The organism is Streptomyces sp. NPDC030296 (genome assembly GCF_055572815.1).
Genome location: NZ_JBVICQ010000002.1, coordinates 461,114 through 485,486, shown reverse-complemented (window position 1 = coordinate 485,486; position 24,373 = coordinate 461,114). Strand labels below are relative to the sequence as shown.

Annotated in this window: 23 protein-coding genes and 1 riboswitch; of the genes, 17 read left to right on the top strand and 6 right to left on the bottom strand. The window is 70.2% G+C overall.

What is annotated here, in order from left to right:
• Positions 1–12: 12 nt before the first annotated feature.
• Positions 13–1,389 (bottom strand): aminotransferase class V-fold PLP-dependent enzyme, encoded by a 1,377-nt coding sequence (locus tag ACZ4Z3_RS06130; protein WP_468499887.1) that lies wholly within the window; start codon positions 1,387–1,389, stop codon positions 13–15.
• Positions 1,390–1,694: 305 nt separating this feature from the next.
• Here ACZ4Z3_RS06130 and ctaC point away from each other — a divergent pair, with 305 nt between their 5' ends.
• From ctaC to ACZ4Z3_RS06110, 4 genes are all read left to right on the top strand, one after another.
• On the top strand, positions 1,695–2,654 hold the full coding sequence (gene ctaC / locus ACZ4Z3_RS06125) for an aa3-type cytochrome oxidase subunit II (RefSeq protein ID WP_468499886.1): 960 nt from the start codon (positions 1,695–1,697) through the stop codon (positions 2,652–2,654).
• Positions 2,651–4,396: an aa3-type cytochrome oxidase subunit I gene (ctaD, locus tag ACZ4Z3_RS06120; protein ID WP_468499885.1), complete on the top strand. Its 1,746-nt coding sequence runs from the start codon at positions 2,651–2,653 to the stop codon at positions 4,394–4,396. The genes ctaC and ctaD overlap by 4 nt, the downstream gene beginning before the upstream one ends.
• Positions 4,393–4,791, top strand: coding sequence for a cytochrome c oxidase subunit 4 (locus ACZ4Z3_RS06115; protein ID WP_468499884.1), 399 nt, complete (start codon positions 4,393–4,395; stop codon positions 4,789–4,791). Before ctaD ends, ACZ4Z3_RS06115 begins: the two co-directional genes overlap by 4 nt.
• 129 nt (positions 4,792–4,920) lie before the next feature.
• The gene (locus ACZ4Z3_RS06110) at positions 4,921–6,168 is read left to right on the top strand and encodes a L,D-transpeptidase (protein WP_468499883.1); all 1,248 of its coding nucleotides are present in this window, start codon (positions 4,921–4,923) and stop codon (positions 6,166–6,168) included.
• Between the two features lie 41 nt (positions 6,169–6,209).
• Here the strand turns inward: ACZ4Z3_RS06110 and ACZ4Z3_RS06105 are convergent, their stop codons facing one another.
• Positions 6,210–6,611 (bottom strand): response regulator, encoded by a 402-nt coding sequence (locus ACZ4Z3_RS06105; protein WP_055715525.1) that lies wholly within the window; start codon positions 6,609–6,611, stop codon positions 6,210–6,212.
• Positions 6,612–6,765: 154 nt separating this feature from the next.
• On the opposite strand from ACZ4Z3_RS06105, the gene ctaE reads away from it, so the two are divergent.
• From ctaE to ACZ4Z3_RS06070, 7 genes are all read left to right on the top strand, one after another.
• A complete protein-coding gene (gene ctaE / locus ACZ4Z3_RS06100) occupies positions 6,766–7,386 on the top strand; it encodes an aa3-type cytochrome oxidase subunit III (RefSeq protein WP_055715524.1) in 621 nt (206 codons plus the stop codon).
• Positions 7,387–7,484: 98 nt separating this feature from the next.
• Positions 7,485–8,294, top strand: coding sequence for a cytochrome bc1 complex diheme cytochrome c subunit (gene qcrC / locus ACZ4Z3_RS06095; protein ID WP_468499882.1), 810 nt, complete (start codon positions 7,485–7,487; stop codon positions 8,292–8,294).
• Positions 8,291–9,349, top strand: a complete 1,059-nt coding sequence (gene qcrA, locus ACZ4Z3_RS06090; RefSeq protein WP_468499881.1) for a cytochrome bc1 complex Rieske iron-sulfur subunit — start codon at positions 8,291–8,293, stop codon at positions 9,347–9,349. The genes qcrC and qcrA overlap by 4 nt, the downstream gene beginning before the upstream one ends.
• The gene (gene qcrB / locus ACZ4Z3_RS06085; protein ID WP_468499880.1) at positions 9,346–10,986 is read left to right on the top strand and encodes a cytochrome bc1 complex cytochrome b subunit; all 1,641 of its coding nucleotides are present in this window, start codon (positions 9,346–9,348) and stop codon (positions 10,984–10,986) included. The genes qcrA and qcrB overlap by 4 nt, the downstream gene beginning before the upstream one ends.
• Positions 10,987–11,141: 155 nt before the next feature.
• Positions 11,142–12,206: an anthranilate phosphoribosyltransferase gene (gene trpD / locus ACZ4Z3_RS06080; protein WP_468499879.1), complete on the top strand. Its 1,065-nt coding sequence runs from the start codon at positions 11,142–11,144 to the stop codon at positions 12,204–12,206.
• 295 nt (positions 12,207–12,501) lie between these two features.
• A riboswitch (SAM riboswitch) is annotated at positions 12,502–12,618 on the top strand.
• 164 nt (positions 12,619–12,782) lie between these two features.
• Entirely contained in the window at positions 12,783–14,153 is a 1,371-nt protein-coding gene (locus ACZ4Z3_RS06075) for an aminotransferase class V-fold PLP-dependent enzyme (protein ID WP_468499878.1), read from the top strand.
• 109 nt (positions 14,154–14,262) lie between these two features.
• Positions 14,263–14,670 (top strand): hypothetical protein, encoded by a 408-nt coding sequence (locus tag ACZ4Z3_RS06070; RefSeq protein WP_468499877.1) that lies wholly within the window; start codon positions 14,263–14,265, stop codon positions 14,668–14,670.
• A 123-nt stretch (positions 14,671–14,793) separates the two neighbouring features.
• Here the strand turns inward: ACZ4Z3_RS06070 and ACZ4Z3_RS06065 are convergent, their stop codons facing one another.
• Together ACZ4Z3_RS06065 and ACZ4Z3_RS06060 are read right to left on the bottom strand one after the other, a co-directional pair.
• Entirely contained in the window at positions 14,794–15,075 is a 282-nt protein-coding gene (locus tag ACZ4Z3_RS06065; RefSeq protein ID WP_468499876.1) for an Lrp/AsnC family transcriptional regulator, read from the bottom strand.
• Positions 15,072–15,848 carry a rhomboid family intramembrane serine protease gene (locus ACZ4Z3_RS06060; protein ID WP_468499875.1) on the bottom strand — a complete coding sequence of 259 codons (777 nt, stop codon included), beginning with the start codon at positions 15,846–15,848 and terminating at the stop codon, positions 15,072–15,074. The genes ACZ4Z3_RS06065 and ACZ4Z3_RS06060 overlap by 4 nt, the downstream gene beginning before the upstream one ends.
• 191 nt (positions 15,849–16,039) lie before the next feature.
• Between ACZ4Z3_RS06060 and ACZ4Z3_RS06055 the strand changes: the two genes are divergently transcribed.
• The 5 genes from ACZ4Z3_RS06055 to ACZ4Z3_RS06035 all read left to right on the top strand — a co-directional run bounded on the left by ACZ4Z3_RS06055 (position 16,040) and on the right by ACZ4Z3_RS06035 (position 21,637).
• On the top strand, positions 16,040–16,279 hold the full coding sequence (locus tag ACZ4Z3_RS06055; RefSeq protein ID WP_055541554.1) for a hypothetical protein: 240 nt from the start codon (positions 16,040–16,042) through the stop codon (positions 16,277–16,279).
• 70 nt (positions 16,280–16,349) lie between these two features.
• The gene (locus ACZ4Z3_RS06050; RefSeq protein ID WP_468499874.1) at positions 16,350–17,693 is read left to right on the top strand and encodes an NYN domain-containing protein; all 1,344 of its coding nucleotides are present in this window, start codon (positions 16,350–16,352) and stop codon (positions 17,691–17,693) included.
• 265 nt (positions 17,694–17,958) lie between these two features.
• On the top strand, positions 17,959–18,993 hold the full coding sequence (locus ACZ4Z3_RS06045; RefSeq protein ID WP_468499873.1) for a C40 family peptidase: 1,035 nt from the start codon (positions 17,959–17,961) through the stop codon (positions 18,991–18,993).
• A gap of 315 nt (positions 18,994–19,308) precedes the next feature.
• Entirely contained in the window at positions 19,309–20,346 is a 1,038-nt protein-coding gene (locus ACZ4Z3_RS06040) for a C40 family peptidase (RefSeq protein ID WP_468499872.1), read from the top strand.
• 73 nt (positions 20,347–20,419) lie between these two features.
• A complete protein-coding gene (locus ACZ4Z3_RS06035; protein ID WP_468499871.1) occupies positions 20,420–21,637 on the top strand; it encodes a nuclear transport factor 2 family protein in 1,218 nt (405 codons plus the stop codon).
• Between the two features lie 31 nt (positions 21,638–21,668).
• Here ACZ4Z3_RS06035 and ACZ4Z3_RS06030 read toward each other — a convergent pair whose 3' ends face one another.
• Positions 21,669–22,040, bottom strand: coding sequence for a winged helix-turn-helix transcriptional regulator (locus ACZ4Z3_RS06030; RefSeq protein ID WP_468499870.1), 372 nt, complete (start codon positions 22,038–22,040; stop codon positions 21,669–21,671).
• Positions 22,041–22,123: 83 nt separating this feature from the next.
• Between ACZ4Z3_RS06030 and ACZ4Z3_RS06025 the strand changes: the two genes are divergently transcribed.
• The gene (locus ACZ4Z3_RS06025; protein ID WP_468499869.1) at positions 22,124–23,032 is read left to right on the top strand and encodes an NAD(P)-dependent oxidoreductase; all 909 of its coding nucleotides are present in this window, start codon (positions 22,124–22,126) and stop codon (positions 23,030–23,032) included.
• Positions 23,033–23,055: 23 nt separating this feature from the next.
• Here ACZ4Z3_RS06025 and ACZ4Z3_RS06020 read toward each other — a convergent pair whose 3' ends face one another.
• Positions 23,056–24,297 carry a glycosyltransferase 87 family protein gene (locus ACZ4Z3_RS06020; protein ID WP_468499868.1) on the bottom strand — a complete coding sequence of 414 codons (1,242 nt, stop codon included), beginning with the start codon at positions 24,295–24,297 and terminating at the stop codon, positions 23,056–23,058.
• Positions 24,298–24,373: the final 76 nt, after the last annotated feature.

The following is a 24,373-nucleotide window of genomic DNA, read 5'->3' as shown; positions in this document are numbered from 1 at the left end:
TCGCCTTTCGGCTCAGCTCACCCTGCGCACCACATACGCCGAGCCCCGCTCCGCCGCTTCCTCTCCGACGTACTCCTGGCCCCGCATCTCGCACCACGCCGGGATGTCCAGACGGGCCGCCTCGTCGTCGGAGAGGACGCGGACGGTGCCGCCGACGGGGACGTCCGCGATCACCTTCGCCAGCTCGATGACGGGGATGGGGCACCGCTTGCCGAGGGCGTCCACGACGAGGGCGTCCTCGCGCACCACGGCGGCCGGGGCCGGCGCGCCCAGCTTCTCCCGCACCGCCGCGACCGCCCCCGGCAGTACGGTCAGGAACCGCTCGACGTCCTCCTCCGCGGTGCCGGGCGGCAGCGACACCCGCACATTGCCCTCGCTCAGCACCCCCATGGCGCGCAGCACATGGCTCGGCGTCAGCGTGCTGCTCGTGCAGGAGGACCCGGACGACACGGAGAACCCCTCGCGGTCCAGCTCGTGCAGCAATGTCTCCCCGTCGACATAGAGACAGGAGAAGGTGACGACACCGGGCAGCCTCCGCTGCGGATGCCCGACCACCTCCACGTCCGGCACCAGCGCCGGCACCCGCGTCCGGATCCGCTCCGTCAACTCCCGCAGCCTTACGGCCTCCGCCTCGGCCTCCGCCCGCACCGCCCGCAGCGAGGCGGCCGCCGCCACGATCGCCGGGATGTTCTCGAACCCGGCGGCCCGCCCCGACTCCCGCTCGTCCGCGGGCCCTTGGGCCGCGAACCGCACCCCCTTGCGCACGACGAGCAGCCCCACCCCGGACGGACCGCCCCACTTGTGGGCGCTCCCCGTCAGGACCGACCAGTCCCCGTCGACCCGGCCCCACCCCAGCGACTGCGCTGCGTCCACCAGCAGCGGCACCCCCGCCTCCCGGCACACCGCCGCCACCTCGGCCACCGGCTGCTCCGTCCCCACCTCGTGGTTGGCGGACTGCAGACAGACCAGCGCGGTGTCGGGGCGCAGGGCCTCGGCGAAGGAGGACGCGGACACCGCCCCCGACCGGTCCACCACCACCCGGGTGACCGTCCCGTCCGTGGCCTCGTGGACCTCCGCCGCGTGCAGCACCGAAGAGTGTTCGACGGACGACACGATCAGGTGGCGCCCCACGCGCCGCCGCGCCGCCAGCACCCCCGCGACCCCGGAGTGCACCGCGCGCGTCCCGGACGAGGTGAAGACCAACTCGTCCGCCCGGCACCCCACGGCCTCGGCGGCGGCCTCACGGGCGGCGTCCAGCAGCATCCGCGCCCGCCGCCCCTCCCGGTACAGCCGGGCGGGATCGGCCCACCCCTCGTCCAGGGAGGCCAACAGCGCCTGCCGCGCGACGGGGTGGAGGGGAGCGGAGGAAGCAGAGTCGAAGTACGCCACAGGTCAACGCTAAAGCCTCGGGGCGAGTGCAACAGGGGCGCGAGGAACTGCGCGAAAGACCACAACTCGCCTGAACCCGCCAAACCCCCCGAACCGTCGAGCTATCAGGCGCACCCGGCACCCCGGATAGCCGCTCCAAGTGACCCCCGGCGAGTTGGGCCCCCCTCCCCGCGCGACCCCAAATCGCGTCCAGTAGGGTTTGGTCCGCATAAACATCCAAACCCCTGCCCGCCGCAGGGCGGCGACCGACCAGCGAGAAGGCCGCAGCCTGACCTGCGCGGGCGAGACTCTCGGGAAGGCGCTACGTGAGTCCCAACGGCTCCGACCGCTCGCCGCGGCGCCCGATGCGGCGGAAGCTGCTGCAGGCACTGACTGCGGGCCTGGTCCTGGCGACCGCCACCGGTTGCACATACAAGGACTTCCCTCGCCTTGGTATGCCCACCCCGACCACGGAAGAGGCTCCGCGGATCCTCTCCCTGTGGCAGGGTTCCTGGGCGGCCGCGCTCGCCACGGGCGTACTGGTCTGGGGCCTGATCCTGTGGAGTGCTTTCTTCCACCGGCGCAGCCGCACCAAGGTCGAGGTTCCCCCACAGACCCGGTACAACATGCCCATCGAGGCGCTGTACACGGTCGTTCCGCTGATCATCGTCTCGGTGCTGTTCTACTTCACCGCCCGCGACGAGTCGAAGCTCCTCGACATGTCCAAGAAGCCCGACGTCACGGTCAACGTGGTGGGCTTCCAGTGGAGCTGGTGCTTCAACTACATCGAGAACGTCGACGGCTCCACCGGCGACGCGGCCAAGGACGCCAACCTCGCCGCGATCCCGGAGCGGTACAAGAAGGACTTCCCGGCCAACGCCGGCGGCGTCTACACCTGCGGTATCCCGGGTGAGAGGAACCCGCAGACCGGCAACCCCGGCCCGACCCTCTGGCTCCCCAAGGGCAAGACGGTCCGCTTCGTCCTCACCTCGCGTGACGTCATCCACTCCTTCTGGGTGGTGCCGTTCCTGATGAAGCAGGACGTCATCCCGGGCCACACCAACGCCTTCCAGGTGACCCCCAACCAGGAAGGCACCTTCCTGGGCAAGTGCGCCGAGCTGTGCGGTGTGGACCACTCGCGGATGCTCTTCAACGTCAAGGTCGTCTCCCCCGAGCGCTACGAGCAGCACCTCAAGGAGCTCGCGGAGCAGGGCCAGACCGGTTACGTCCCGGCCGGTATTGAGCAGACGAAGCACGAGAAGAACCGGGAGACGAACGTACTGTGAGCATCCTCAACGAACCTCAGGGTGCCGCGGCGGCGGGGTCCCACTACGAGGACGAGCAGCCCGTCCGGCGCCAGCGCCGCGGTGAGGTCGTCGTCAAGTGGCTGACGACCACCGACCACAAGACGATCGGCACGCTCTACCTGGTCACGTCGTTCGCGTTCTTCTGCATCGGCGGCGTCATGGCGCTCCTCATGCGCGCCGAGCTGGCCCGCCCGGGCACGCAGATCATGACGAACGAGCAGTTCAACCAGGCGTTCACGATGCACGGCACGATCATGCTGCTGATGTTCGCGACGCCGCTGTTCGCCGGATTCGCCAACTGGATCATGCCGCTGCAGATCGGCGCGCCCGACGTGGCGTTCCCGCGGCTGAACATGTTCGCGTACTGGCTGTACCTCTTCGGCTCGCTGATCGCGGTGGCCGGCTTCCTCACCCCGCAGGGTGCGGCCGACTTCGGCTGGTTCGCCTACTCTCCGCTGTCGGACGCGGTCCGCAGCCCGGGTGTCGGCGCCGACATGTGGATCATGGGCCTGGCCTTCTCCGGCTTCGGCACGATCCTCGGCTCGGTCAACTTCATCACCACGATCATCTGCATGCGCGCACCGGGCATGACCATGTTCCGCATGCCGATCTTCACCTGGAACGTGCTGCTGACCGGTGTCCTGGTCCTGCTCGCCTTCCCGGTCCTCGCGGCCGCGCTGTTCGCCCTGGAGGCGGACCGCAAGTTCGGGGCCCACGTCTTCGACGCGGCCAACGGCGGCGCACTGCTCTGGCAGCACCTCTTCTGGTTCTTCGGCCACCCAGAGGTGTACATCATCGCCCTGCCGTTCTTCGGCATCATCTCCGAGGTCATCCCGGTCTTCTCCCGCAAGCCGATGTTCGGCTACATGGGCCTGATCGGCGCGACCATCGCGATCGCCGGCCTCTCGGTCACGGTGTGGGCGCACCACATGTACGTCACCGGTGGCGTGCTCCTCCCGTTCTTCTCCTTCATGACGTTCCTCATCGCCGTACCGACCGGCGTGAAGTTCTTCAACTGGATCGGAACGATGTGGAAGGGCTCGCTGTCCTTCGAGACCCCGATGCTCTGGGCGACCGGCTTCCTGATCACCTTCACCTTCGGTGGTCTGACCGGTGTCATCCTGGCCTCGCCCCCGATGGACTTCCACGTCTCCGACTCGTACTTCGTGGTGGCGCACTTCCACTACGTGGTGTTCGGCACCGTCGTCTTCGCGATGTTCTCCGGCTTCCACTTCTGGTGGCCGAAGTGGACGGGCAAGATGCTCGACGAGCGCCTCGGCAAGATCACGTTCTGGACGCTGTTCATCGGCTTCCACGGCACCTTCCTCGTCCAGCACTGGCTGGGTGCCGAGGGCATGCCGCGCCGTTACGCCGACTACCTGGCGGCCGACGGCTTCACCGCCCTGAACACGATCTCGACCATCGCCTCCTTCGTGCTCGGTCTGTCGATCCTGCCGTTCCTCTACAACGTGTGGAAGACCGCCAAGTACGGCAAGAAGGTCGAGGTCGACGACCCGTGGGGCTACGGCCGTTCTCTGGAGTGGGCGACCTCCTGCCCGCCGCCGCGGCACAACTTCCTCACCCTGCCGCGGATCCGCAGTGAATCCCCGGCGTTCGACCTGCACCACCCGGAGATCGCCGCGCTCGAGCAGCTCGCGCACGGCGCTCCCCGCGCCAACGAGCTCGCGGGCAGCGGCAGCGGCAAGGAGGCCGGCAAGTGAAGATCCAGGGCAAGATGTTCATCTGGCTGAGCGTCTTCGTCCTCGCCATGGCGATCGTCTATGGCGTGTGGTCGAAGGAGCCGGCCGGTACCACGGCGCTCTTCCTGGCCTTCGGCCTGTGCATCATGGTCGGCTACTACCTGGCCTTCACGGCCCGGCGGGTCGACGTGGGCGCGCAGGACAACAAGGAGGCCGACGTCGCGGACGACGCGGGTGAGCTGGGCTTCTTCAGCCCGCACAGCTGGCAGCCGCTCTCCCTCGGCATCGGCGGCGCGCTCGCCTTCCTGGGCGTCGTCTTCGGCTGGTGGCTGCTGTACTTCTCCCTGCCGATCATCCTGGTCGGCCTGTGGGGCTGGGTCTTCGAGTACTACCGCGGAGAGAACCAGAACCAGTAACACACGTTGAGCGGCGGAAGCCCGGACACTCCGACAGGAGGTCCGGGCTTCCCTCGTTTGCCACACCGCGTGTCCCTCACTCGGCCCACTCGGCGCGCCGCGCCCGACGGCCGTTCCTACGTTGAAGCCATGAGCACTACACCGCGAAACCGCACGGTCGTCAGCTGCACCTTGCTGGTCGTCTCGCTGGGAGCGGGCGTCACCGCCTGCGGTTCCGGCGGGCACCCGCTCTCGGGCAAGCCGTACGACGCGGCCGGCCAGGTCTCCTTCAACACCCCCTCCGGCGACGGCGAGAAGGCCGACCCGGACAAGCCCCTGGAAGTCACCGCCGAGGACGAGGGACGCATCACCGACGTCACCGCCGTGGACGCCGCAGGACGCTATGTGGCGGGCGAACTCTCCGCCGACGGCAGCCGCTGGCACTCCACCTCACCGCTCGCCGCCAACGCCCGCTACACCGTCCGCGTGAGCACCGAGGACGACGACGGCGCCCCCGGCCGCGAGGAGCGGTCCTTCGACACCGGCCGGCCGCTCGCCAAGAAGCGCCTGAACGTCACCTTCGGACCCAAGGGCGGCAAGTACGGCGTCGGCCAGCCCGTCACCGCCGAGCTCAGCAGGGCCGTCAAGGACAAGGCGGCCAGGGCAGTCGTCGAACGCGCGCTCAAGGTGGAGTCCACGCCCGCCGCGGAGGGCGCCTGGCACTGGGTGGACGACAAGAAGCTCCACTACCGACCCAAGGAGTACTGGCCCGCGGGCGCGACCATCAAGGTCCGCAGCAACCTGGAGGGCATAAAGATCGGTGACCGTCTCTGGGGCGGCAAGGCCGACCCCCTGACGCTCACCACCGGCGACAAGATCGTCGCTGTCACGGACGCCGCCGCGCACCAGATGACCGTCTACAAGAACGACAAGGTCATCAAGGAGATCCCGGTCACCACGGGGATGCCCGGCTACGACACCCGCAACGGGGTCAAGGTCGTCCTGGCCAAGGAAGGCACCGTGCGCATGACCAGCGCCAGCATAGGCGCGTCGGACTTCTACGACCTGGTCGTCCACAACTCCGTCAGGGTCACCAACAGCGGCGAGTACGTCCACGCCGCCCCCTGGTCCACCGGCTCCCAGGGCTACGCCAACGTCAGCCACGGCTGCACCGGCATGAGCAGCGCCAACGCCGAGTGGTTCTACGACACGATCAACGAGGGCGACATCGTCAAGGTCGTCAACTCCGCCGGCGACATGATGACCCCCTTCGGCAACGGCTTCGGCGACTGGAACCTCGACTGGCAGAAGTGGCGCGAGGGCAGCGCCCTCACGGCCGGCACCAAGCAGGCCCCCCGCTCCGAGATCCAGGCCCGCCTGCGCCCCGAATCGGCGTGAGGGAAGAACCGCGCCCCCTCAGGGGCGCGGGCGAGTACGGCCTAGGCGCTCAGCGCCCGCTTCCCGCGCAGCAGGGACGCCAGCGCCGACGCGAACTCCACCGGGTCCACCGGGAGCGTCACCGCGCCGTCCGCGCGGCTCCACGTCGCCAGCCACGCGTCCTGCGGCCGACCGATCAGCAGCAGCACCGGCGGGCACTCGAAGACCTCGTCCTTGATCTGCCGGCACAGGCCCATGCCCCCCATGGGCACGGCCTCACCGTCGAGGACGCAGACGTCGATACCGCCCTTGTCCAGCTCCTTCACGACGGCCGCGGGGGTCGCGCACTCGAGGAACTCCACGAACGGGACGTCCGGGGCGGGGCGCCGGCCGGTCGCCAGCCGTACTTGTTCACGGGTGTTGGAGTCGTCGCTGTACACCAGCACCGTGGCGGTCGGGCGCATTGTTCCTCCGTTACGCAGAAGATTCAGACGTCGTACGGACAGGGACCGATGCGCCGGATGCTACTCCCTTGAACCCCACGTCAGCACCGGTACGGAAGGGAGCAACACTCCGAACGGCACCCCCCGGAGTGAGGGCGGGATAGCGACCGACATAATGTCGGTCGTGGCGACAGCAACGACAGTAGATACCGGGCACGCGCACCCGTCGGTCAACCGGCCGAACCTCACCAGCGTCGGAACCATCATCTGGCTGAGTTCCGAGCTGATGTTCTTCGCGGCCCTCTTCGCGATGTACTTCACCCTGCGATCGGTGACCGGTCCGGAGTTCTGGTCGGAGAAGGCCGACACCCTGAACTTCCCGTTCTCGGCGACCAACACCACCATCCTGGTGCTCTCCTCCCTGACCTGCCAGCTCGGCGTGTTCGCCGCCGAGCGCGGGGACGTGAAGAAGCTCAGGATGTGGTTCATCGTCACGTTCGTGATGGGTGCGATCTTCATCGGCGGTCAGGTCTTCGAGTACACCGAGCTGGTCAAGCACGAGGGCCTGTCGCTCTCGTCCGACCCGTACGGCTCGGTCTTCTACCTGACCACCGGCTTCCACGGCCTGCACGTGACGGGCGGCCTCATCGCCTTCCTGCTGGTCCTCGGGCGCACCTACGCGGCCAAGAGGTTCACCCACGAGCAGGCGACCGCGGCCATCGTCGTGTCCTACTACTGGCACTTCGTCGATGTCGTCTGGATCGGCCTCTTCGCCACGATCTACATGATCAAGTAATCGGGCGGACGAGCCGGGCGGACCGTACGCCCGCCTCGATCCCGAGAACGACCCTTCCAGAAGCACCGACGCAGAAGATCCTGACACCGGGGTAATCCGTGAAAAAGCTCTCCGCACGACGACGCCATCCGCTGGCGGCGGTCGTCGTCCTACTCATCGCGCTGGCGGCCACCGGGGGGCTGTACACCGCCTTCGCGCCCGCGGACAAGGCGCAGGCCGATGAAACCGCCCAGACCCTCACCATCGAGGAGGGCAAGAAGCTCTACTTGGTGGGCTGCGCCAGCTGCCACGGCAAGGGCGGCGAGGGCACCACCGACGGGCCGAGCCTGGTGGGCGTGGGCGCGGCGGCCGTCGACTTCCAGGTCGGCACGGGCCGTATGCCGGCGCAGCAGCCCGGCGCGCAGGTCCCGAAGAAGAAGAACATCTACTCGCAGGCCGAGATCGACCAGCTCGCGGCGTTCGTCGCCTCGCTGGGCGCCGGTCCCGAGATCCCGACCGGGAACGCGTACAACCCCGAGGGCGCGGACATCGCCGAGGGCGGCGAGCTGTTCCGGACGAACTGCGCTCAGTGCCACAACTTCACCGGCAAGGGCGGTGCGCTGTCCGAGGGCAAGTACGCGCCGAGCCTTGAGGGTGTCGACCCGAAGCACATCTACGAGGCCATGCAGACCGGCCCGCAGAACATGCCGTCCTTCCCCGACACCACGCTGTCGGAGGAGAACAAGAAGGACATCATCGCGTACCTCGAAGCGGTCAACAGCGATGACACCGTGGAGCCCGGTGGCCTCAGCCTCGGCGGACTGGGTCCCGTCAGCGAGGGCCTGTTCGGCTGGGTCTTCGGTCTCGGCACGCTGATCGCTGTCGCCGTGTGGGTCGCCGCTCGGACCGCAAAGGCCAAGAAGTCATGAGTAGCCAAGACATTCCAGAAGAGAACCTGCCGGCTGAGCAGGACGACGCGCACGGCGCGGTGAAGGTCGCGGACGAGGAGAACCCCTTCGCGGACCCCGGCCTGCCGCCCCACGAGCACCGGATCCAGGACATCGACGAGCGGGCCGCCAAGCGGTCCGAGCGCACGGTCGCCCTGCTGTTCACGGTGTCGATGCTGTCCACCATCGCGTTCATCGCCTCGTATGTCGCGATCCCCGTCGACCGGTCGATCTACGTCTGGCCGATCGGGCACATCAGCGCGCTGAACTTCGCGCTGGGCGGCACCCTGGGCCTGGCCCTGTTCTGCATCGGCGCCGGCGCGGTCCACTGGGCCCGCACCCTGATGTCCGACGTGGAGGTCGCCGACGAGCGTCACCCGATCGAGGCCTCGCCCGAGGTCCGCGCGAAGGTCCACGCGGACTTCAAGCAGGGTGCCGCCGAGTCGGGCATCGGCCGGCGCAAGCTGGTGCGCAACACGATGCTCGGCGCGATGGCGATGGTCCCGCTCTCCGGTGTCGTCCTGCTGCGTGACCTCGGTCCGCTGCCCGGCACCAAGCTGCGGCACACCACCTGGGCCAAGGGCAAGAAGCTCGTCAACATGAACACGGGTGAGCCGCTGCGTCCCGCGGACGTCGTGGTCGGGTCGCTGACCTTCGCCATGCCGGCCGGCCTGGACGAGCACCAGCACGACTTCCAGAAGAACATCGCCAAGGACGCCCTGATGATCGTCCGGATCCAGCCGGACGACATCAAGTCCAAGAAGTCACTGGAGTGGGGTCACGAGGGCATCCTGGCCTACTCGAAGATCTGCACCCACGTCGGTTGCCCGATCTCCCTGTACGAGCAGCAGACGCACCACGTGCTCTGCCCCTGCCACCAGTCCACCTTCGACCTCGCCGACGCGGGCCAGGTGATCTTCGGTCCCGCGGGTCACGCCCTGCCGCAGCTGCGGATCACCGTCGGTGAAGACGGCTACCTCGAAGCCCTGAGCGACTTCGAAGAGCCCGTCGGTCCTGCCTTCTGGGAGCGCGGATGAGCACTGCAACCACCACCGACGCGCGCGACAAGCGCGGGAAGGCACCGGCCGGCGAGCGCGTCGCCGACTGGGCCGACGGCCGGCTCGGGATCTACTCCCTGGCCAAGGCCAACATGCGCAAGATCTTCCCCGACCACTGGTCGTTCATGTTGGGTGAGGTCTGCCTCTACAGCTTCATCATCATCATCCTCACGGGTGTGTACCTGACGTTGTTCTTCCACCCGTCGATGAACGAGGTGGAGTACCACGGCCCGTACGTCCCGCTGCAGGGCCAGCTGATGTCCGAGGCGTTCAACTCGACCATGCACATCTCGTTCGAGGTGCGCGGTGGTCTGCTGATCCGGCAGATCCACCACTGGGCCGCGTTGGTCTTCCTCGCCGGCATGTTCGTGCACATGATGCGCGTGTTCTTCACCGGCGCGTTCCGCAAGCCGCGTGAGGTCAACTGGCTGTTCGGCTTCCTGCTGTTCGTCCTCGGCATGTTCACCGGCTTCACCGGTTACTCGCTCCCGGACGACCTGCTCTCCGGCACCGGTGTCCGCTTCATGGAGGGCGCGGTCCTGTCCGTGCCGATCGTCGGCACGTACCTGTCGTTCTTCCTCTTCGGCGGGGAGTTCCCCGGCGGCGACTTCGTCGCCCGGTTCTACTCGGTGCACGTGCTGCTGCTGCCCGGCATCATGCTCGGCCTCGTGGTGGCGCACCTGATCCTGGTCTTCTACCACAAGCACACCCAGTTCGCGGGCCCCGGAAAGACGAACAACAACGTCGTCGGCATGCCGCTGCTGCCCGTGTACATGGCCAAGGCCGGAGGCTTCTTCTTCCTGGTCTTCGGTGTCATCGCGATCATCTCGGCGATCGCCACGATCAACCCGATCTGGACGATGGGTCCCTACCGTCCGGACCAGGTGTCGACCGGCGCCCAGCCCGACTGGTACATGGGCTTCTCCGAGGGCCTGATCCGTGTGATGCCGGGCTGGGAGATCAACTTCTGGGGTCACACGCTCGTCCTGGGTGTGTTCATCCCGCTGGTGATCTTCCCGCTGGTCCTGGTCGCGATCGCGGTCTACCCGTTCATCGAGTCCTGGGTCACCGGCGACAAGCGCGAGCACCACATCCTGGACCGCCCGCGCAACGCCCCGACACGTACGGGCTTCGGCGTCGCGTGGATCACCTGGTACATGGTTCTGCTGATCGGTGGTGGAAACGACCTCTGGGCGACCCACTTCCACCTGTCGATCAACGCCATCACCTGGTTCGTCCGGATCGCGTTCTTCGTGGCCCCGGTCCTCGCGTTCGTCGTCACCAAGCGCATCTGCCTCGGCCTCCAGCGCCGCGACAGGGACAAGATCCTGCACGGTCGCGAGACGGGCATCATCAAGCGCCTGCCGCACGGTGAGTTCATCGAGATCCACGAGCCGCTCAGCCAGGAGCAGCTGCACACGCTCACCGCGCACGAGCAGTACAAGCCGGCCGAGATCGGTCCCGCGGTCGACGAGAACGGCGTCACCCGCAAGATCACGCGTCGCGAGAAGCTGCGGGCCAAGCTGAGCAAGGGCTACTACGGCGAGGACAACCAGATCCTCAAGCCCAGCGTCGAGGAGTACAAGGAGATCACGAGCGGCCACGGCCACCACTGATCTCCCGCTTCGCCACACACGGTCGAAGGGCCCCCGTCCGATCTTCGGACGGGGGCCCTTCGCCGTGCTCGGAGCTGGATAGGGTGAGAGCCATCGATGACCTCACGTCCGCGGGCGGTGACCGTCCCCGCGGCTACGACCACCAGGAGCGGCTGATGAGCGCTGTGACCCCCGCCGGAGGCGACACCGCGGCGGACCGTTCCTGGCCCCAGGTGCTGAACGCGCTCCTCGCCGGGCAGGACCAGGACGCCGGCGCCACGTTCTGGGCGATGGACCAGATCATGCGCGGTGAGGCGACGGACGCGCAGATCGCCGGGTTCGTGGTGGCGCTGCGGGCCAAGGGCGAGACCGTCGACGAGATCACCGGGCTGGTGCGGGCGCTGTACGAGCACGCCAAGGTGATCGAGGTGTCGGGGCGGACCGTCGACATCGTCGGCACGGGCGGCGACGGCGCCAAGACGGTCAACATCTCCACGATGTCGTCGATCGTCGTCGCCGGCACGGGCGCCAAGGTCGTCAAGCACGGCAACCGGGCCGCGTCCTCGGCCTCCGGCGCGTCCGACGTGCTGGAGAAGCTCGGCGTCAATCTGGAGCTGACCCCGCAGCGGGTCGCGGAGGTCGCCGAGGAAGCGGGCATCACCTTCTGCTTCGCGGTGAAGTTCCACCCGGCGCTGCGTCATGTGGCCGCCGCGCGCGGGCAGTTGGGCATCCGTACGGTGTTCAACGCGCTCGGGCCGCTGGCGAACCCGGCGAAGGTGCGGGCCCAGGCGGTAGGCGTGGCGGACCCCCGTATGGCGCCCATCATGGCGGGTGTCTTCGCCGAACGAGGCAACTCGTCGCTGGTGTTCCGCGGCGACGACGGGCTGGACGAGCTGACGACCACGGCGACGTCACGGGTGTGGGTCGTCCGCGACGGCAAGGTGACGGAGGAGACGTTCGATCCACGGGACGTGGGCCTGGAACTGGTGCCGGTGTCCGCGCTGCGGGGCGCCGACGCGTCCTACAACGCGGACGTCGCACGACGCCTGCTGGCGGGGGAGACGGGCCCGGTCCGCGACGCGGTGCTGCTGAACTCGGCGGCGGCGCTGGTGGCACTGGATCCGGGCGGCGCGCCGCTGGCGGAGCAGCTGCGGGCCGGCATGGAACGGGCCGCGGAGTCGATCGACTCGGGGGCGGCGCGGAGGGTACTCGACCGCTGGGTGGCGGCGACGAATCGGTAGGGCCGGACGCGGTCGGGGGAGGGCCGCGGGGTTCGTTGGCGGCCGCGGGTGAGTGGGGGTTGTTCACGCAGTTCCCCGACGCGCTCCTGGAAAAGCAGGGGCCTACGGCCCCGTGCTTTTCCGATGAAGGGCGGGCCGCAGGCCCGTTCCCTTCAGGGGCGCGGGGAACTGCGCGACAAGCCACAAGGGACCCGCACCCGCCGAGGGACCCGTACCCCCGAGTGACTAGGCGCCCGATCCCGCCATCCGGACACGAGTTGCGGGGCGGCGATCACTTCACGTACGTTCCTGATCAGGTCATGAGTGACAGCCACAAGGCCCCGGCCGGCTGTCCGGCAACCCTCCGTCCGTGGCGGGGTGCCCCGGGTGAAGACCAGGTCGTAGGCAGCGAGGTCTACGACAAGCGCGGACCCCTCACGCACTTGTGAGAAGTGTGGGGCCAGGGGTCCTGGTCGTTCGAGGGAGTCTTCCGTGAGCAAGCGAATGCGATAGGGCCGCCGAGCCCCGCCTCCGCGCACCCCTTTTTCCTTCCTTCAGCGTGCCTTTCTTCGGCATGCCCTCTCACGGGAGTTCCCCATGTCTGTCTCCAGCGTGTCCAGCCTTGCCGCCGACCAGTCCGTTTGTGCCCCGCTGTCCGTTCTCGGCCGTGATGTCACCGTCCCGCTCGTCACCGGCGGGGAGGTCACCTACGCCGCGCTCGACTACGCGGCCAGCGCCCCCGCGCTCCAGCGGGTCTGGGACGACGTGGCCGCGTACGCGCCGTACTACGGGAGCGTGCACCGGGGCGCCGGGTATCTGTCGCAGCTGTCGACGGACCTCTTCGAGAACGCCCGCCGCGCCGTCGCCGCGTTCCTCGACTGCCGGGAGGACGACCAGCTGGTCTTCACCCGCTCCACCACCGACTCGCTGAACCTTCTCGCCGCGGCCCTGCCCGCCGACTGCCAGGTCTTCGTGTTCGAGACCGAGCACCACGCCTCGCTGCTGCCCTGGCGGGACGCCCGCGTGACCTATCTGGACGCGCCCCGGACGCCCGCCCAGGCCGTCGCCACGCTGGAGCGCGCCCTCGCCGACCGGGACCCCCACGGCCCGGCACTGGTCTGCGTCACCGGTGCCTCCAACGTCACCGGCGAGATCTGGCCGGTGCGCGAACTGGCCGCCGCCGCACACGCGCACGGCGCGCGGATCGTGCTCGACGCCGCGCAGCTCGCCCCCCACCACCCCGTCTCCGTAAGGGACCTGGACGTCGACTGGGTCGCCTTCTCCGGGCACAAGCTGTACGCGCCGTTCGGCTCCGGCGTCCTCGCCGGGCGCGCCGACTGGCTGCGGGAGGCGGACCCGTACCTCGCGGGCGGCGGTGCCTCCCGCAAGGTGACCCGGCGGACGGACGGGGGCGTGGACATCGAGTGGCACGAGACCGCCGCGCGCCACGAGGCCGGCTCGCCCAACGTCATCGGCGCGTACGCCATCGCCTCCGCCTGCAAGGCCCTCACCGAGGCCGGGTTCGACACCCTCGTCGCCCGTGAGCGGCACCTGATCGACACGGTCCGCGCCGGTCTCGCCGAGGTGCCCGAGGTCCGGGTGCTCTCCCTGTTCGGGGACGACGCCCCCCGGGTCGGCGTCATCTCCTTCGTCGTCGACGGCTGGAACAGTTCCCACTTCGCGGCGGCGCTGTCCGCCGAGTACGGCATCGGCGTCCGCGACGGCCTGTTCTGCGCCCACCCGCTGGTCCGCACCCTGCTGGGCAGCGACCCGCACACCCAGGGGGAGTGCGGCGCGCCCGAGGCCGCGCCGGGCGAGAAGTCCCTCAACGCGATCCGGGTGAGCTTCGGCGCCGGCACGCCGGACGAGCACGTCGAGCGGTTCGTGGGCGCGGTCAGGGAACTCGTCCGGGACGGTGCCCGGTGGAACTACCGCACCGAGGACGGCCGTTGCGTCCCCGCCACCTGACGTCCCCTGGCGCCACCCTGCCCCAAAGGACAACTGTTCGGGGCTGAGCGGGGCTGCCTAAGGTGGGTGGGCGGTCGGTCTTCGCGGCCGCTCACTACGGGGAGTACGGATGAAGCGTGGGATGAAGGGGTTCGCGGTCGCCTCCGCCATGACGGTGGGCATGGTGCTGGCGGGCGGGATCCAGGCGGACTCGGCCGAGGCCGCCATGGGCGACTGCAAGCCGAAGGGCTCGCTCTGCCTGTGGGACGCCAAGAACTACAAGCACACCATGACGTACTACATGGTGAAGGCGGTGCCCGACTACAAGTGCGGCAGGGGCGCGTGGGTGCCGCCGTACGCCGACCATCCCACCCACAAGCGGCTGCCGCGTTCGACGTGGAACCGGACCACCAAGACGTGGTACGGCAAGGACAGCCGGGGCAAGGACCGTCAGATCGTGCGCAAGACCGGGATGCGCGGGTCGACCGATCCGGACATCAGCGCCTACAAGTCGATCAAGAAGTGGTGCTGGAAGTGACCCCGGGAGACGATTCCCGGCTGATCGCCGGACGGCCGTAGGGCCCTTCGGCAGCTCGACGCGGCGGGCGCTCCTCGGTGGGGGCCCGCCGCGCGGCGTCCGTGCGGCCGTCGTCGGCCCTGGTCAGCCGTCCAGGCCGATGGCGAACGCGGCCTCCAGGTCGTGCTGCGAGTACGTGCGGAACGCCACGTGCGTGTCCGTCCCCCGCACCCCCGGGATCTTGCTGATGCGCCCGGGGATCACCTCGGCGAGGTCCTCATGGGCCTTGACCCGGACCATGGCGACCAAGTCGTACGTACCGGTCACCGAGAACACCTCGGTCACCGACTCGATCGCGGCGATCGACTCCGCGATCTCCGGGATCCGGTCCACGCTGGTCTTGATGAGCACGATCGCGGTGATCACGGCTGGTGTTCTCCCTCGGGGGCCGGAGCGGGGGCATTCGCTGTCACTCTAGTCCTCCGTCCATGACGCCCCCACGCGTAGACGAACCCCAGTCCGAACCCGACGAGGTGCGCCAGATAGGCGACCCCCGGCCCGGACGTCTCCCGGCGCGCGGCCAGCCACTGCAGGGTCACCCAGAACGGCAGGGTCACCCATGCGGGGAAGCGCAGCGGCAGGAAGAACAGGAACGGGAACAGGCTCGTCACGCGCGCTCCGGGGAACAGGAAGAGGAACGCGCCGAGGACGGCGGAGATCGCACCGGACGCGCCCACCAGTGACTGCTGCGACCCGGCGTGCGCGATCGCGTACGCCACCAGGGCGAGGTACCCGCAGACCACGTAGAAGAGGGCGAACTCCACATGGCCCATGCGTTCCTCGACCATCGCCCCGAAGACGAAGAGGAACAGCATGTTGCCCAGCAGGTGCAGCCAGCTGCCGTGCACGAAGAGGGCCGTGAGGGGCGTGAGGGCCGCGCGGGGCGTGCCGGCGAAGAGTTCGACCGGTACCACACCCCAGCGGCGGAAATACGCCCGCTGCGCCGCGAGCAGCTCGTCCCCGGCGCCGTACACGGGGTTCAGGCCCGCGGCCGGACCGATCAGGAAGACCAGACAGCAGGCGGCGATCAGCCCGTACGTCACCGGCGCCGACTCGTTCCGCACGGTCCGCTCCAGCGGCTGCCCCGCCCCGGGGCCGGACCGGGGTCCGAAAACATGTGCGCTCCACTTGCCGATCATGAGCAGAGCATGACGTAACGGGACCCACCCGCACAGACCGCCTCGCCGCCGAGGGGGTTCGGCGTCACCGCCGGAGGCACTCCCCGGGCGGACGGGCGGCGAGTACCGGTCAGGCCGTAGGGTTACGAGCCACACGCACCGGGAGTCCGGCGCGCGCATCACGGAGACTGGAAGAAGGAAGAGCAGCCACGATGACGGTTCCCCTGCCGACGGCCACGACCCGCTGGCGCTGCACCCTCTGCGGCAATCTCACGCGGTTCGACGTGACCCGCTCGTCCAAGGTCGTCGAGTACGTTCACCTGGACCTCGCCGGGGAGCCGAAGGTCGAGGAGCGCGAGGTGGTCAGTGAGACCATCGAGTCGGTCCGCTGCCGCTGGTGCAACGCCGTGGACCAGGTGGAACTCGTGGACAGGCCGGGCGCCGGCTCCTGAGGACGTGGGTCCCCGCGCTCGCGCGAGTCGGGAGCGGCGGAGGGGCCCGCATGGAAATGGGGTGTGACGGATGGTGGAGACCGCAGGCGGGGGGCCGGGCGACGGCGCCGCTGAGGTGCTCGACCGTCCGCTGCCCGAAGGCGTGCGCCGGCGTGTCGTACAGATCGTGTCGGACGGGTTCGGTGGCCTGACCGTCGCGGAACTGCCCGCGCAGCTCCGGCAGTACGCCCGGTTCGCCCCGAACCGCCGGGTGAAGTTCGCGGGCAACGCCATGGCGGCCGCGGTCGAGGGCGACACGCTTTTCAGACAGCGGATCGCGGAGCGGTTCCGCGAGGCCCACCCGGAACTGGCCGGCGCCCTGGACACGGGAGCCCCGCCCCCGGCCGCCGACCCGCTGGACGTGGCGGCCGCCGCGTACGTCCTGCGCCCCCCGGGCTGGGTGAAGCTGGTCGCCGCGGCCGGCGAGGAGGCCCAGCGGGCGGACGCCGAGCGGGCCGACGAGGAGAGCCGCGCCGAACTGGAGCGGCTGCGCGAGCAGCTCGCCGAGGCCCGCGACCACACGAAGGCCGAGACCGAACGGCTGCGCCAGGAGCTGGAATCGGCCAAGAAGGACGCCGACTCCCTGCACCGCAAGCTCCGGGCGGCCCTCAGCGACGTCAAGCGCGGCGAGGCCGCCCTGCGCAAGCAGAACGCCGAGATGGAGGCCCTGCGCGCCGAGAGCCACGCCCAGGTGTCCGCCGCCGAGAGCGAGACCCGGCGGCTGAAGGCCCGGCTCGGCGAGGCGGAGGCCGCCCTGGAGGCCACGCGGCGGGCGGCCCGCGAGGGGCGCAGCGTCGAGGACATGCGCGTACGGCTGCTGCTGGACACCGTGCTGGACGCCGCCCAGGGCCTCAGACGGGAGCTGGCGCTGCCGCCGGTCTCCGTGCGGCCCGCCGAGACCGTCGACGCGGTCGAGCCCGGGCGGATGACGCCGAAGGACATCGCCGCCCGCGCGCTGTCGGAGAACGACCCGGCGATCCTGGACCAGTTGCTCGCGCTGCCGCAGGCCCACCTCGTGGTCGACGGTTACAACGTCACCAAGACCGGTTATCCGCAGATGCCCCTGGAGAAGCAGCGCTTGCGGCTCCTCGGGCAGCTGTCGCAGCTGGCCGCGCAGACCGGCGCCGAGGTCACCTGTGTCTTCGACGGGGCGGAGCTGGCCGCGCCCGTGCTGCTCGCACCGCCGCGCGGGGTGCGGGTGCTGTTCTCCAAGCCCGGCGTCACCGCCGACGAGTTGATCCGGCAGCTGGTGCGCGCCGAACCGCCGGGGCGGCCGGTCATCGTCGCCTCCACCGACCGCGAGGTGGCCGACGGCGTCGCCAAGGCGGGCGCGAGGCCGGTGGCGTCGGCGGTGCTCCTCAAACGGCTTTCCTGACCCTTCGGCCCCGTCCGCGCCAACCGCAACGTACGCGCTGTATGACCGAATTGACCGAACTGTTGCGCAACGTAGCGTCAATCGGGCATTACTGCATGTGTGTTGAGTGTAAATAGTGCGCCGGGGGATGGGATTTTTGCCGCCTGGGATTTGAAGTGATCACCATGAGGTCACTAGGGTCTGGGCTCAAACCTCTGGACGGGTGATCGTTGCCGCCGGTCCCCCTTCGGGCGGGCGATCGCTCACAAGAAGGAGTTCACCTACCGTGGCGTCCCACCGTCGACCCAAGCAGCCGAGCCGTGCGCGAGTGAGCGTGCTCACCACCGCCGCCGCCGCTGCCGTGGCACTGACCTCGCAGGCGGCCAACGCCGCCCCCAGCGACAAGCCGAGCAAGGAAGAGGTCAAGGCCAAGGTCGACGCGCTCTACGAGGACGCGGGTCGGGCCACCGACAAGTACAACGGGGCCAAGGAGAAGCAGGAGAAGCTCCAGAAGGAAATCTCCACCATCCAGGACAACGTCGCCCGCGGCCAGGAGGAGCTCAACGAGCTGCGCGAGGGCATAGGCCAGGCGGCCAGCGCCCAGTACCGCACCGGCGGCATCGACTCCTCGATCCAGCTGTTCCTCTCCGCCGATCCCGACGACTACCTGGACAAGGCCGCCACCCTGGACCAGTTGAGCAGCCAGCAGGTCGAGCAGCTGAAGAAGATCCAGGAGAAGCAGCGGGCGCTCGCCCAGCAGCGCCAGGAGGCGGCCGAGAAGCTCGAGGACCTCGCCGAGACCCGCGAGACCCTGGGCAAGAAGAAGAAGGAATACCAGAGCAAGCTCGCCGCGGCGCAGAGGCTCCTCAACAGCCTCACCGCCCAGGAGCGGGCCGACCTCGCCGAGGACGAGCAGCGCGCCAGCCGCGACGCCGGCGAGCGCGTCGAACTCGGCAAGGACGTCCCCGCCTCCGACCGCGCCGCCGCCGCGCTCGCCGCCGCCGACACCCAGCTCGGCAAGCCCTACGTCTCCGGTGGCAGCGGCCCCAACTCCTACGACTGCTCCGGCCTCACGCAGTGGGCGTACGCGCAGGCCGGTGTGTCGATCTCCCGGACCACGTACACCCAGCAGAACGACGGCACGAAGATCGGCCGCGACCAGCTGATGCCGGGCGACCTGGTGTTCTTCAACAACCTGGGCCACGTCGGCCTCTACGCCGGCAACAACACGGTCATCCACGCCCCCTACCCGGGCAAGGTCGTCCGCTACGAGTCGATGGACACCATCGGTTCCTTCCAGTTCGGCGTCCGCGTCGTCTGAGGCCCCCACGGCTCGAACGAGGCCGGTTGTCACACTCCGTGACAGCCGGCCTCTTCGCGCTTCAAGATCAGGACACAACGCCGCCCGAACGGGCGAATTCCCGCACCTCGTACTGACCCCGCGCCCCGCTGGTGACCTGCGTCCGGAGCAGGGCGTCACGCTCCGTGCTCGCGGAGGTCGTTGGCTGTGACCGGGTCGCGCGGCTACTGTCGGCCGCGCCTTCCTCACCCGCCGTGAGAACGCCCCCGTGAAGGGGCACCTCGACGCCGTGCCGGGGGAGGATCCTGTCCGCCGTCGAAGGGAGTGCGGCTTCCCGTGGGGTCCCACAGTCGTCTTGTACCGTCCGGGTTCGACCGGGGCGCAGCCGCCGCCCTGGGCGTGCTGTCCGCCGCGGCCGCCGCGCTCGGCGCCATCCCCGTCCAGCAGGCCGCCGCCGCGCCGCACGACAACTCCACCCGCGCCGAGGTGGACCGACTGTACGAGCAGGCCGAACGGGCCACCGAGGCGTACAACAAGGCCGACGAGCGCGCCGACGAGCTGCGCGACCAGGTCGGCGCCGCCCAGGACGCCATCGCCCGCAAGCAGGACAGCGTCAACACCATGCGGGAGTCCCTCGGTTCGCTGGCCGGCGCGCAGTACCGCTCGGGCGCCCTCGACCCGTCGCTCGCCCTGCTGTTCTCCACCGAACCGGACGACTACCTCGCCAAGGCCTCCGCGCTCGACCGGATCAGCACCCACCAGGCGGGCGAACTCCGCGACCTCCAGCAGGCGGTGCGGGAGCTCGCCCAGAAGCGCCAGGAGGCCACCGGGAAGCTCAGCGAGCTGGAGAAGAGCCGCAAGGCCGTCGCCGCACACAAGCGGACGGTCGAGCGGAAGCTCGCCAAGGCCCGCGAACTCCTCAACTCGCTGCCCGACGAGGAGCGCGCGGAGTACGACCGCGCCTCCCGCTCCGGCCGCGCCGAGATGAAGCAGGAGGAGCCCGACCTCTCCGGTGCCGTCGCTCCCAACGCCCGTGCCGCCACCGCCGTCGCCGCGGCCCGCTCCGCCCTCGGCAAGCCGTACGTCTGGGGCTCCACCGGCCCGCACGGCTTCGACTGCTCGGGCCTGATGGTGTGGTCGTACGCCCAGGCAGGTGTCGCGCTCCCGCGGACCTCGCAGGCCCAGCGGTACGCGGGCACCCAGGTCCCGCTCTCCCAGGCCCAGCCGGGAGACCTGGTCACCTACCGCTCCGACGCCAGCCACGTCGGTATGTACGTGGGCAACGGCCAGGTCATTCACGCCCCCTACCCGGGCGCCCCCGTCCGCTACGACCCCGTCGGCATGATGCCCATCGCCTCGGTCACCCGCCCCTGACCGCGACCCGCCGCCGCATCGAGGCCCGGCCGCCCCTGGGGCGGGGCGGCCGGGCCGCCGTACGATCGGGAACGTGGCTGGTCGAAGGCGTGCGCTCGCGGGAGGCGCGGGAGTCTGTCTGGCGCTGAGCCTGCTCGCCGGCTGCGGGGGCGCTGCACCGGACTCGGCGCGCGCCGACGTCGAGGCCCTGCTCGACCGGCGGGCGACGGCGGTCCTGGAACGGGACGCGGCGGCGTACCGGGCCACCGAGGAGCCGGTGGTCACCACGAGCGGTCAACGGGCCACCGGGGCCGCCGAGTTCGCGAACCTCAGCGCTCTGCCACTGGCCTCCTGGTCCTACGACCTCACCGGCTTCCGGCGCACCGGCGACCGGGCGACGGCCGAGGCGGCCCTGCGCTATCGGATACGCGGCTACGACAAGGCGCCCGTCACCGCCGTACGGACGCTGACCCTGGCGCGGGACGACGGCCGGTGGCGGGTCGCCTCCGACGAGCCGTCGGACCAGGGCACCGCACAGCTGTGGGAGCAGGGTCCGATACGGGCCGTCCGCGGTGAGCGGAGCCTGGTGCTCGGGGTGGGCCGGTCGGACGCGAACCTGCGGGAGTACGCGCGGCTGGCGGACCGGGCAGTGCCCGCCGTGACCGAGGCGTGGGGCGAGGACTGGGCACGGCGGGTCGTCGTCCTCGTCCCGAAGTCGCTGGAGGAGATGGCGGAGCTCCTCGGGGCGCCCGCGTCCGGCTACCGGGGGATCGCCGCCGTCACCACCGGGGAGGCCGGAGGCGCGGCCAGGGCGCCCGCGGACCGGATCATCGTCAACCCCGACGCCTACGCGGTGCTCGGCGCCTTCGGCAAGCAGGTCGTCCTCACCCATGAGACGACCCATGTCGCCACCCGCGCCCACACCAACGCCGCCACGCCCCTGTGGCTCTCCGAGGGGTACGCCGACTGGGTCGGCTACCGGGCGACCGGCCGCACCGCGCCGGAGGTCGCCCCGGAGCTGCGCAGGGCGGTCGCGGCGGGGCGGGTCCCCGGCGCGCTGCCGACGGACGCCGACTTCGGGTTCTCCGGCGACTCGGGCCGGCTCGCCCGCGCCTACGAGGGCGGCTGGCTGGCCTGCCGGCTGATCGCGGACCGCTGGGGCGAGGTACGGCTCGACGAGTTCTACCGCGCCGTCGGAGCCCACGGCAAGCGCCCCGGGGCCGTGGAGGGCGCCCTGCAGGACGTCCTGGGCACGGATCTCGCCGCCTTCACCGCGCGGTGGCGGGAGTACGTACGGGCGCAGCTCGACTGAGCGCCGGGCTCCTGAGGCGCACGCGGCCCGCCTAACCGTGCGCGGTGCCGGCGGCGTCGACCGCCTCGGTGCCCTCGCGGCGCATGCGCTCGACGCCCCAGGCGCCGAGCGGCTCCAGCGCCCGGTTGAGCGTCCGCCCGTCCTCGGTCAGGGAGTACTCCACCCGCGGCGGCACCTCGGCGTAGACCTCCCGGTGCACGAGGCCGTCCTCCTCCAGCTCGCGCAGGTGCTGCGTCAGCATCTTCTCGCTCACGCCCGGCATCCCGCGGCGGAGCTCGGCGAAGCGGCGTACGCGGTGGGTCTCCAGTTCCCAGAGGATGAACCCCTTCCACTTGCCGCTCAACACGTCGAACGCGGCGTCGATGCCGCAGATGTACGGCCCCCGTCTCGGCGCCCTCGCCATCACGATCCCCCTTACGGAAAGGTAAGTACCGCAGTAATTAGTCGGTACTTCCGAGACTAGTGGCGCTGTTCGAGCATGGAGGGGTGAACGCACACCAGAACCCCCCTACCAGCAAGGACAGTTCCGTCACCGTCATCGGGCTCGGTCCGATGGGGCAGGCGATGACCCGCACCCTGCTCGCGACCGGCCACCGGGTCACCGTCTGGAACCGCACCGCCTCCCGCGCCGACGGCCTCGTCGCCGACGGCGCGACCCTCGCGGCGACCCCCGGCGAAGCCGTCGAGGCGGGTGACCTCGTGATCCTCAGCCTCACCGACTACCGGGCCATGTACGACATCCTCGACCGCGCCACCGCGTCCCTCGCGGGCCGGACGCTGGTCAACCTCAGCTCCGACACGCCCGACCGCACCCGCGAGGCGGTGACCTGGGCGGCGGGCCACGGGGCCGCCTTCCTCACCGGGGGCGTCATGGTCCCCGCGCCGATGGTCGGCACACCGGCGTCGCGGGTCTACTACAGCGGCGACGCCCCGGTGTTCGAGCGGCACCGGGAGGTGCTGGCCCGGCTGGGGACACCGCGGTACCTGGGCGCCGACCCGGGTCTCGCCCAGCTGATGTACCAGGCCCAGCTCGCCGTGTTCCTCACCACCCTGTCCGGGCTGATGCACGCCACGGCGATGCTGGGAACGGCGGGGACGCCCGCCAAGGAGGCGCTGCCGGAGCTGCTGTCCTTCACCGACTCGATCGGCGCGATGCTGAGGGCCGGTGAGGAGCACCCCGGTGCCGCGCTCGACGCGGGCGAGCACCCGGGCGACCTCAGCACGGTCACCATGATGGGCGCGACGTCCGACCACATCGTCGAGACCAGCACGTCACTCGGCCTCGACCTCGCGCTGCCCCTGGCCGTGCAGGCCCACTACCGGCGCGCGATCGAGGACGGACACGGCGGCGACAACTGGACCCGCATCATCGACAGCATTCGCGGCCGCGGCTGACGCCGCCGTCGCGCCGGGCACGCTCAGGAGTTCAGCGACTCCCTGGTGCGGGCCGCCTGCCCCGGGACCGCGGCCCGGCGCGGGTGCGGGACCGTGCTCCGCCACAGTTCGACGGCGGCGACGAGCGCGGCCAGCACGAGGAGCCCGTTGCGGACGAAGAGGAGCGTGATGCCCAGCCAGTCGCTCATGACGACATGGCCGAACCAGATCGGGAACTCCAGCACGGTCACGAAGGACGCCATCAGGACCAGGGCGGCGGGCCACCGCATGCGACCCGCCCGGAAGCAGAGGCACACGGCCGCGAGGCCGACCAGCCACACCATGTACTGAGGGCTGATCACCCTGCTGGTCGCGGTGAACATCAGCACCGCCGTGAACGCGGCGTCCGCCAGGGTGTGCGGCGCGAACCGCCGGGCCCGCACCCGCCACAGCAGCAGCCAGGCGAACGCCACCCCGCTCAGCACCAGGGCCGCGTCGCTCACGACGTCGACGTGGTCGCCGAGGAACTCCACGGAGCCGTAGTTCAGCAGCACCTGGCCCTCCCAGCCGAAGTGCCGGGCCACATGGAACACGAGGGCGCCCAGCGACTCCACCTCGGTGCCCCGGTCGCGCTGGAAGGTCAGGAAGGCGAACGCACCGGGCATCCAGACGGCGAGGACCAGCGACAGGCCCGCCGCCGTGGCCGCCGCCCAGAGCCACGCCGTACGGCCGCGGACACCCAGGAGCAGCAGGGCCGGCCACACCTTCAGCAGGGCCGCGAAGGCCGTCAGCGCCCCCATCACCGCCGGACGGCGGCTCCCGGCGAGGAGCGCGGCGACCGCGACCGCGGTCACCATCACGTCGTAGCGGGCGTACACCGTCGGGCCGATCAGCGGCAGGCCCACCGCCCACACCCAGGCGCCGCGCCGGGACCGGCCCGGCCGGCCGCCGGTGCGCAGGAGCAGGGCGAGCACCGCCAGATCGGCGAGGAAGGCGAGGACGAAGAACGCGGAGGCGTACTCCAGGAAGGGCAGCAGCGCGGGGGAGAGGATCGCCAGGGCGGCGGCGGGCGGGTACTGCCAGGTCACGTCGTCCAGCGGATACGTTCCGGCGCGCAGGGTGCCGTACCAGCCCTGGTAGATGACCGATACGTCGGTGGTGACGTCCGGGCCCGGGAACACCCACACCCTGAACACGAACAGCAGCAGGACCAGCCTGGTCGCGCCCCAGACCGCGAGCAGGCCCAACGGGGGCCGCCGTGTGCCCGTCATGTCCAGCTGAGCCATCCGATGCCCCTGTCCGAAGTGCCGCTGCGCCCGGCGTGTCGTCTCCGCGCGGGTCACCCCACGATTGTGCGGGTGG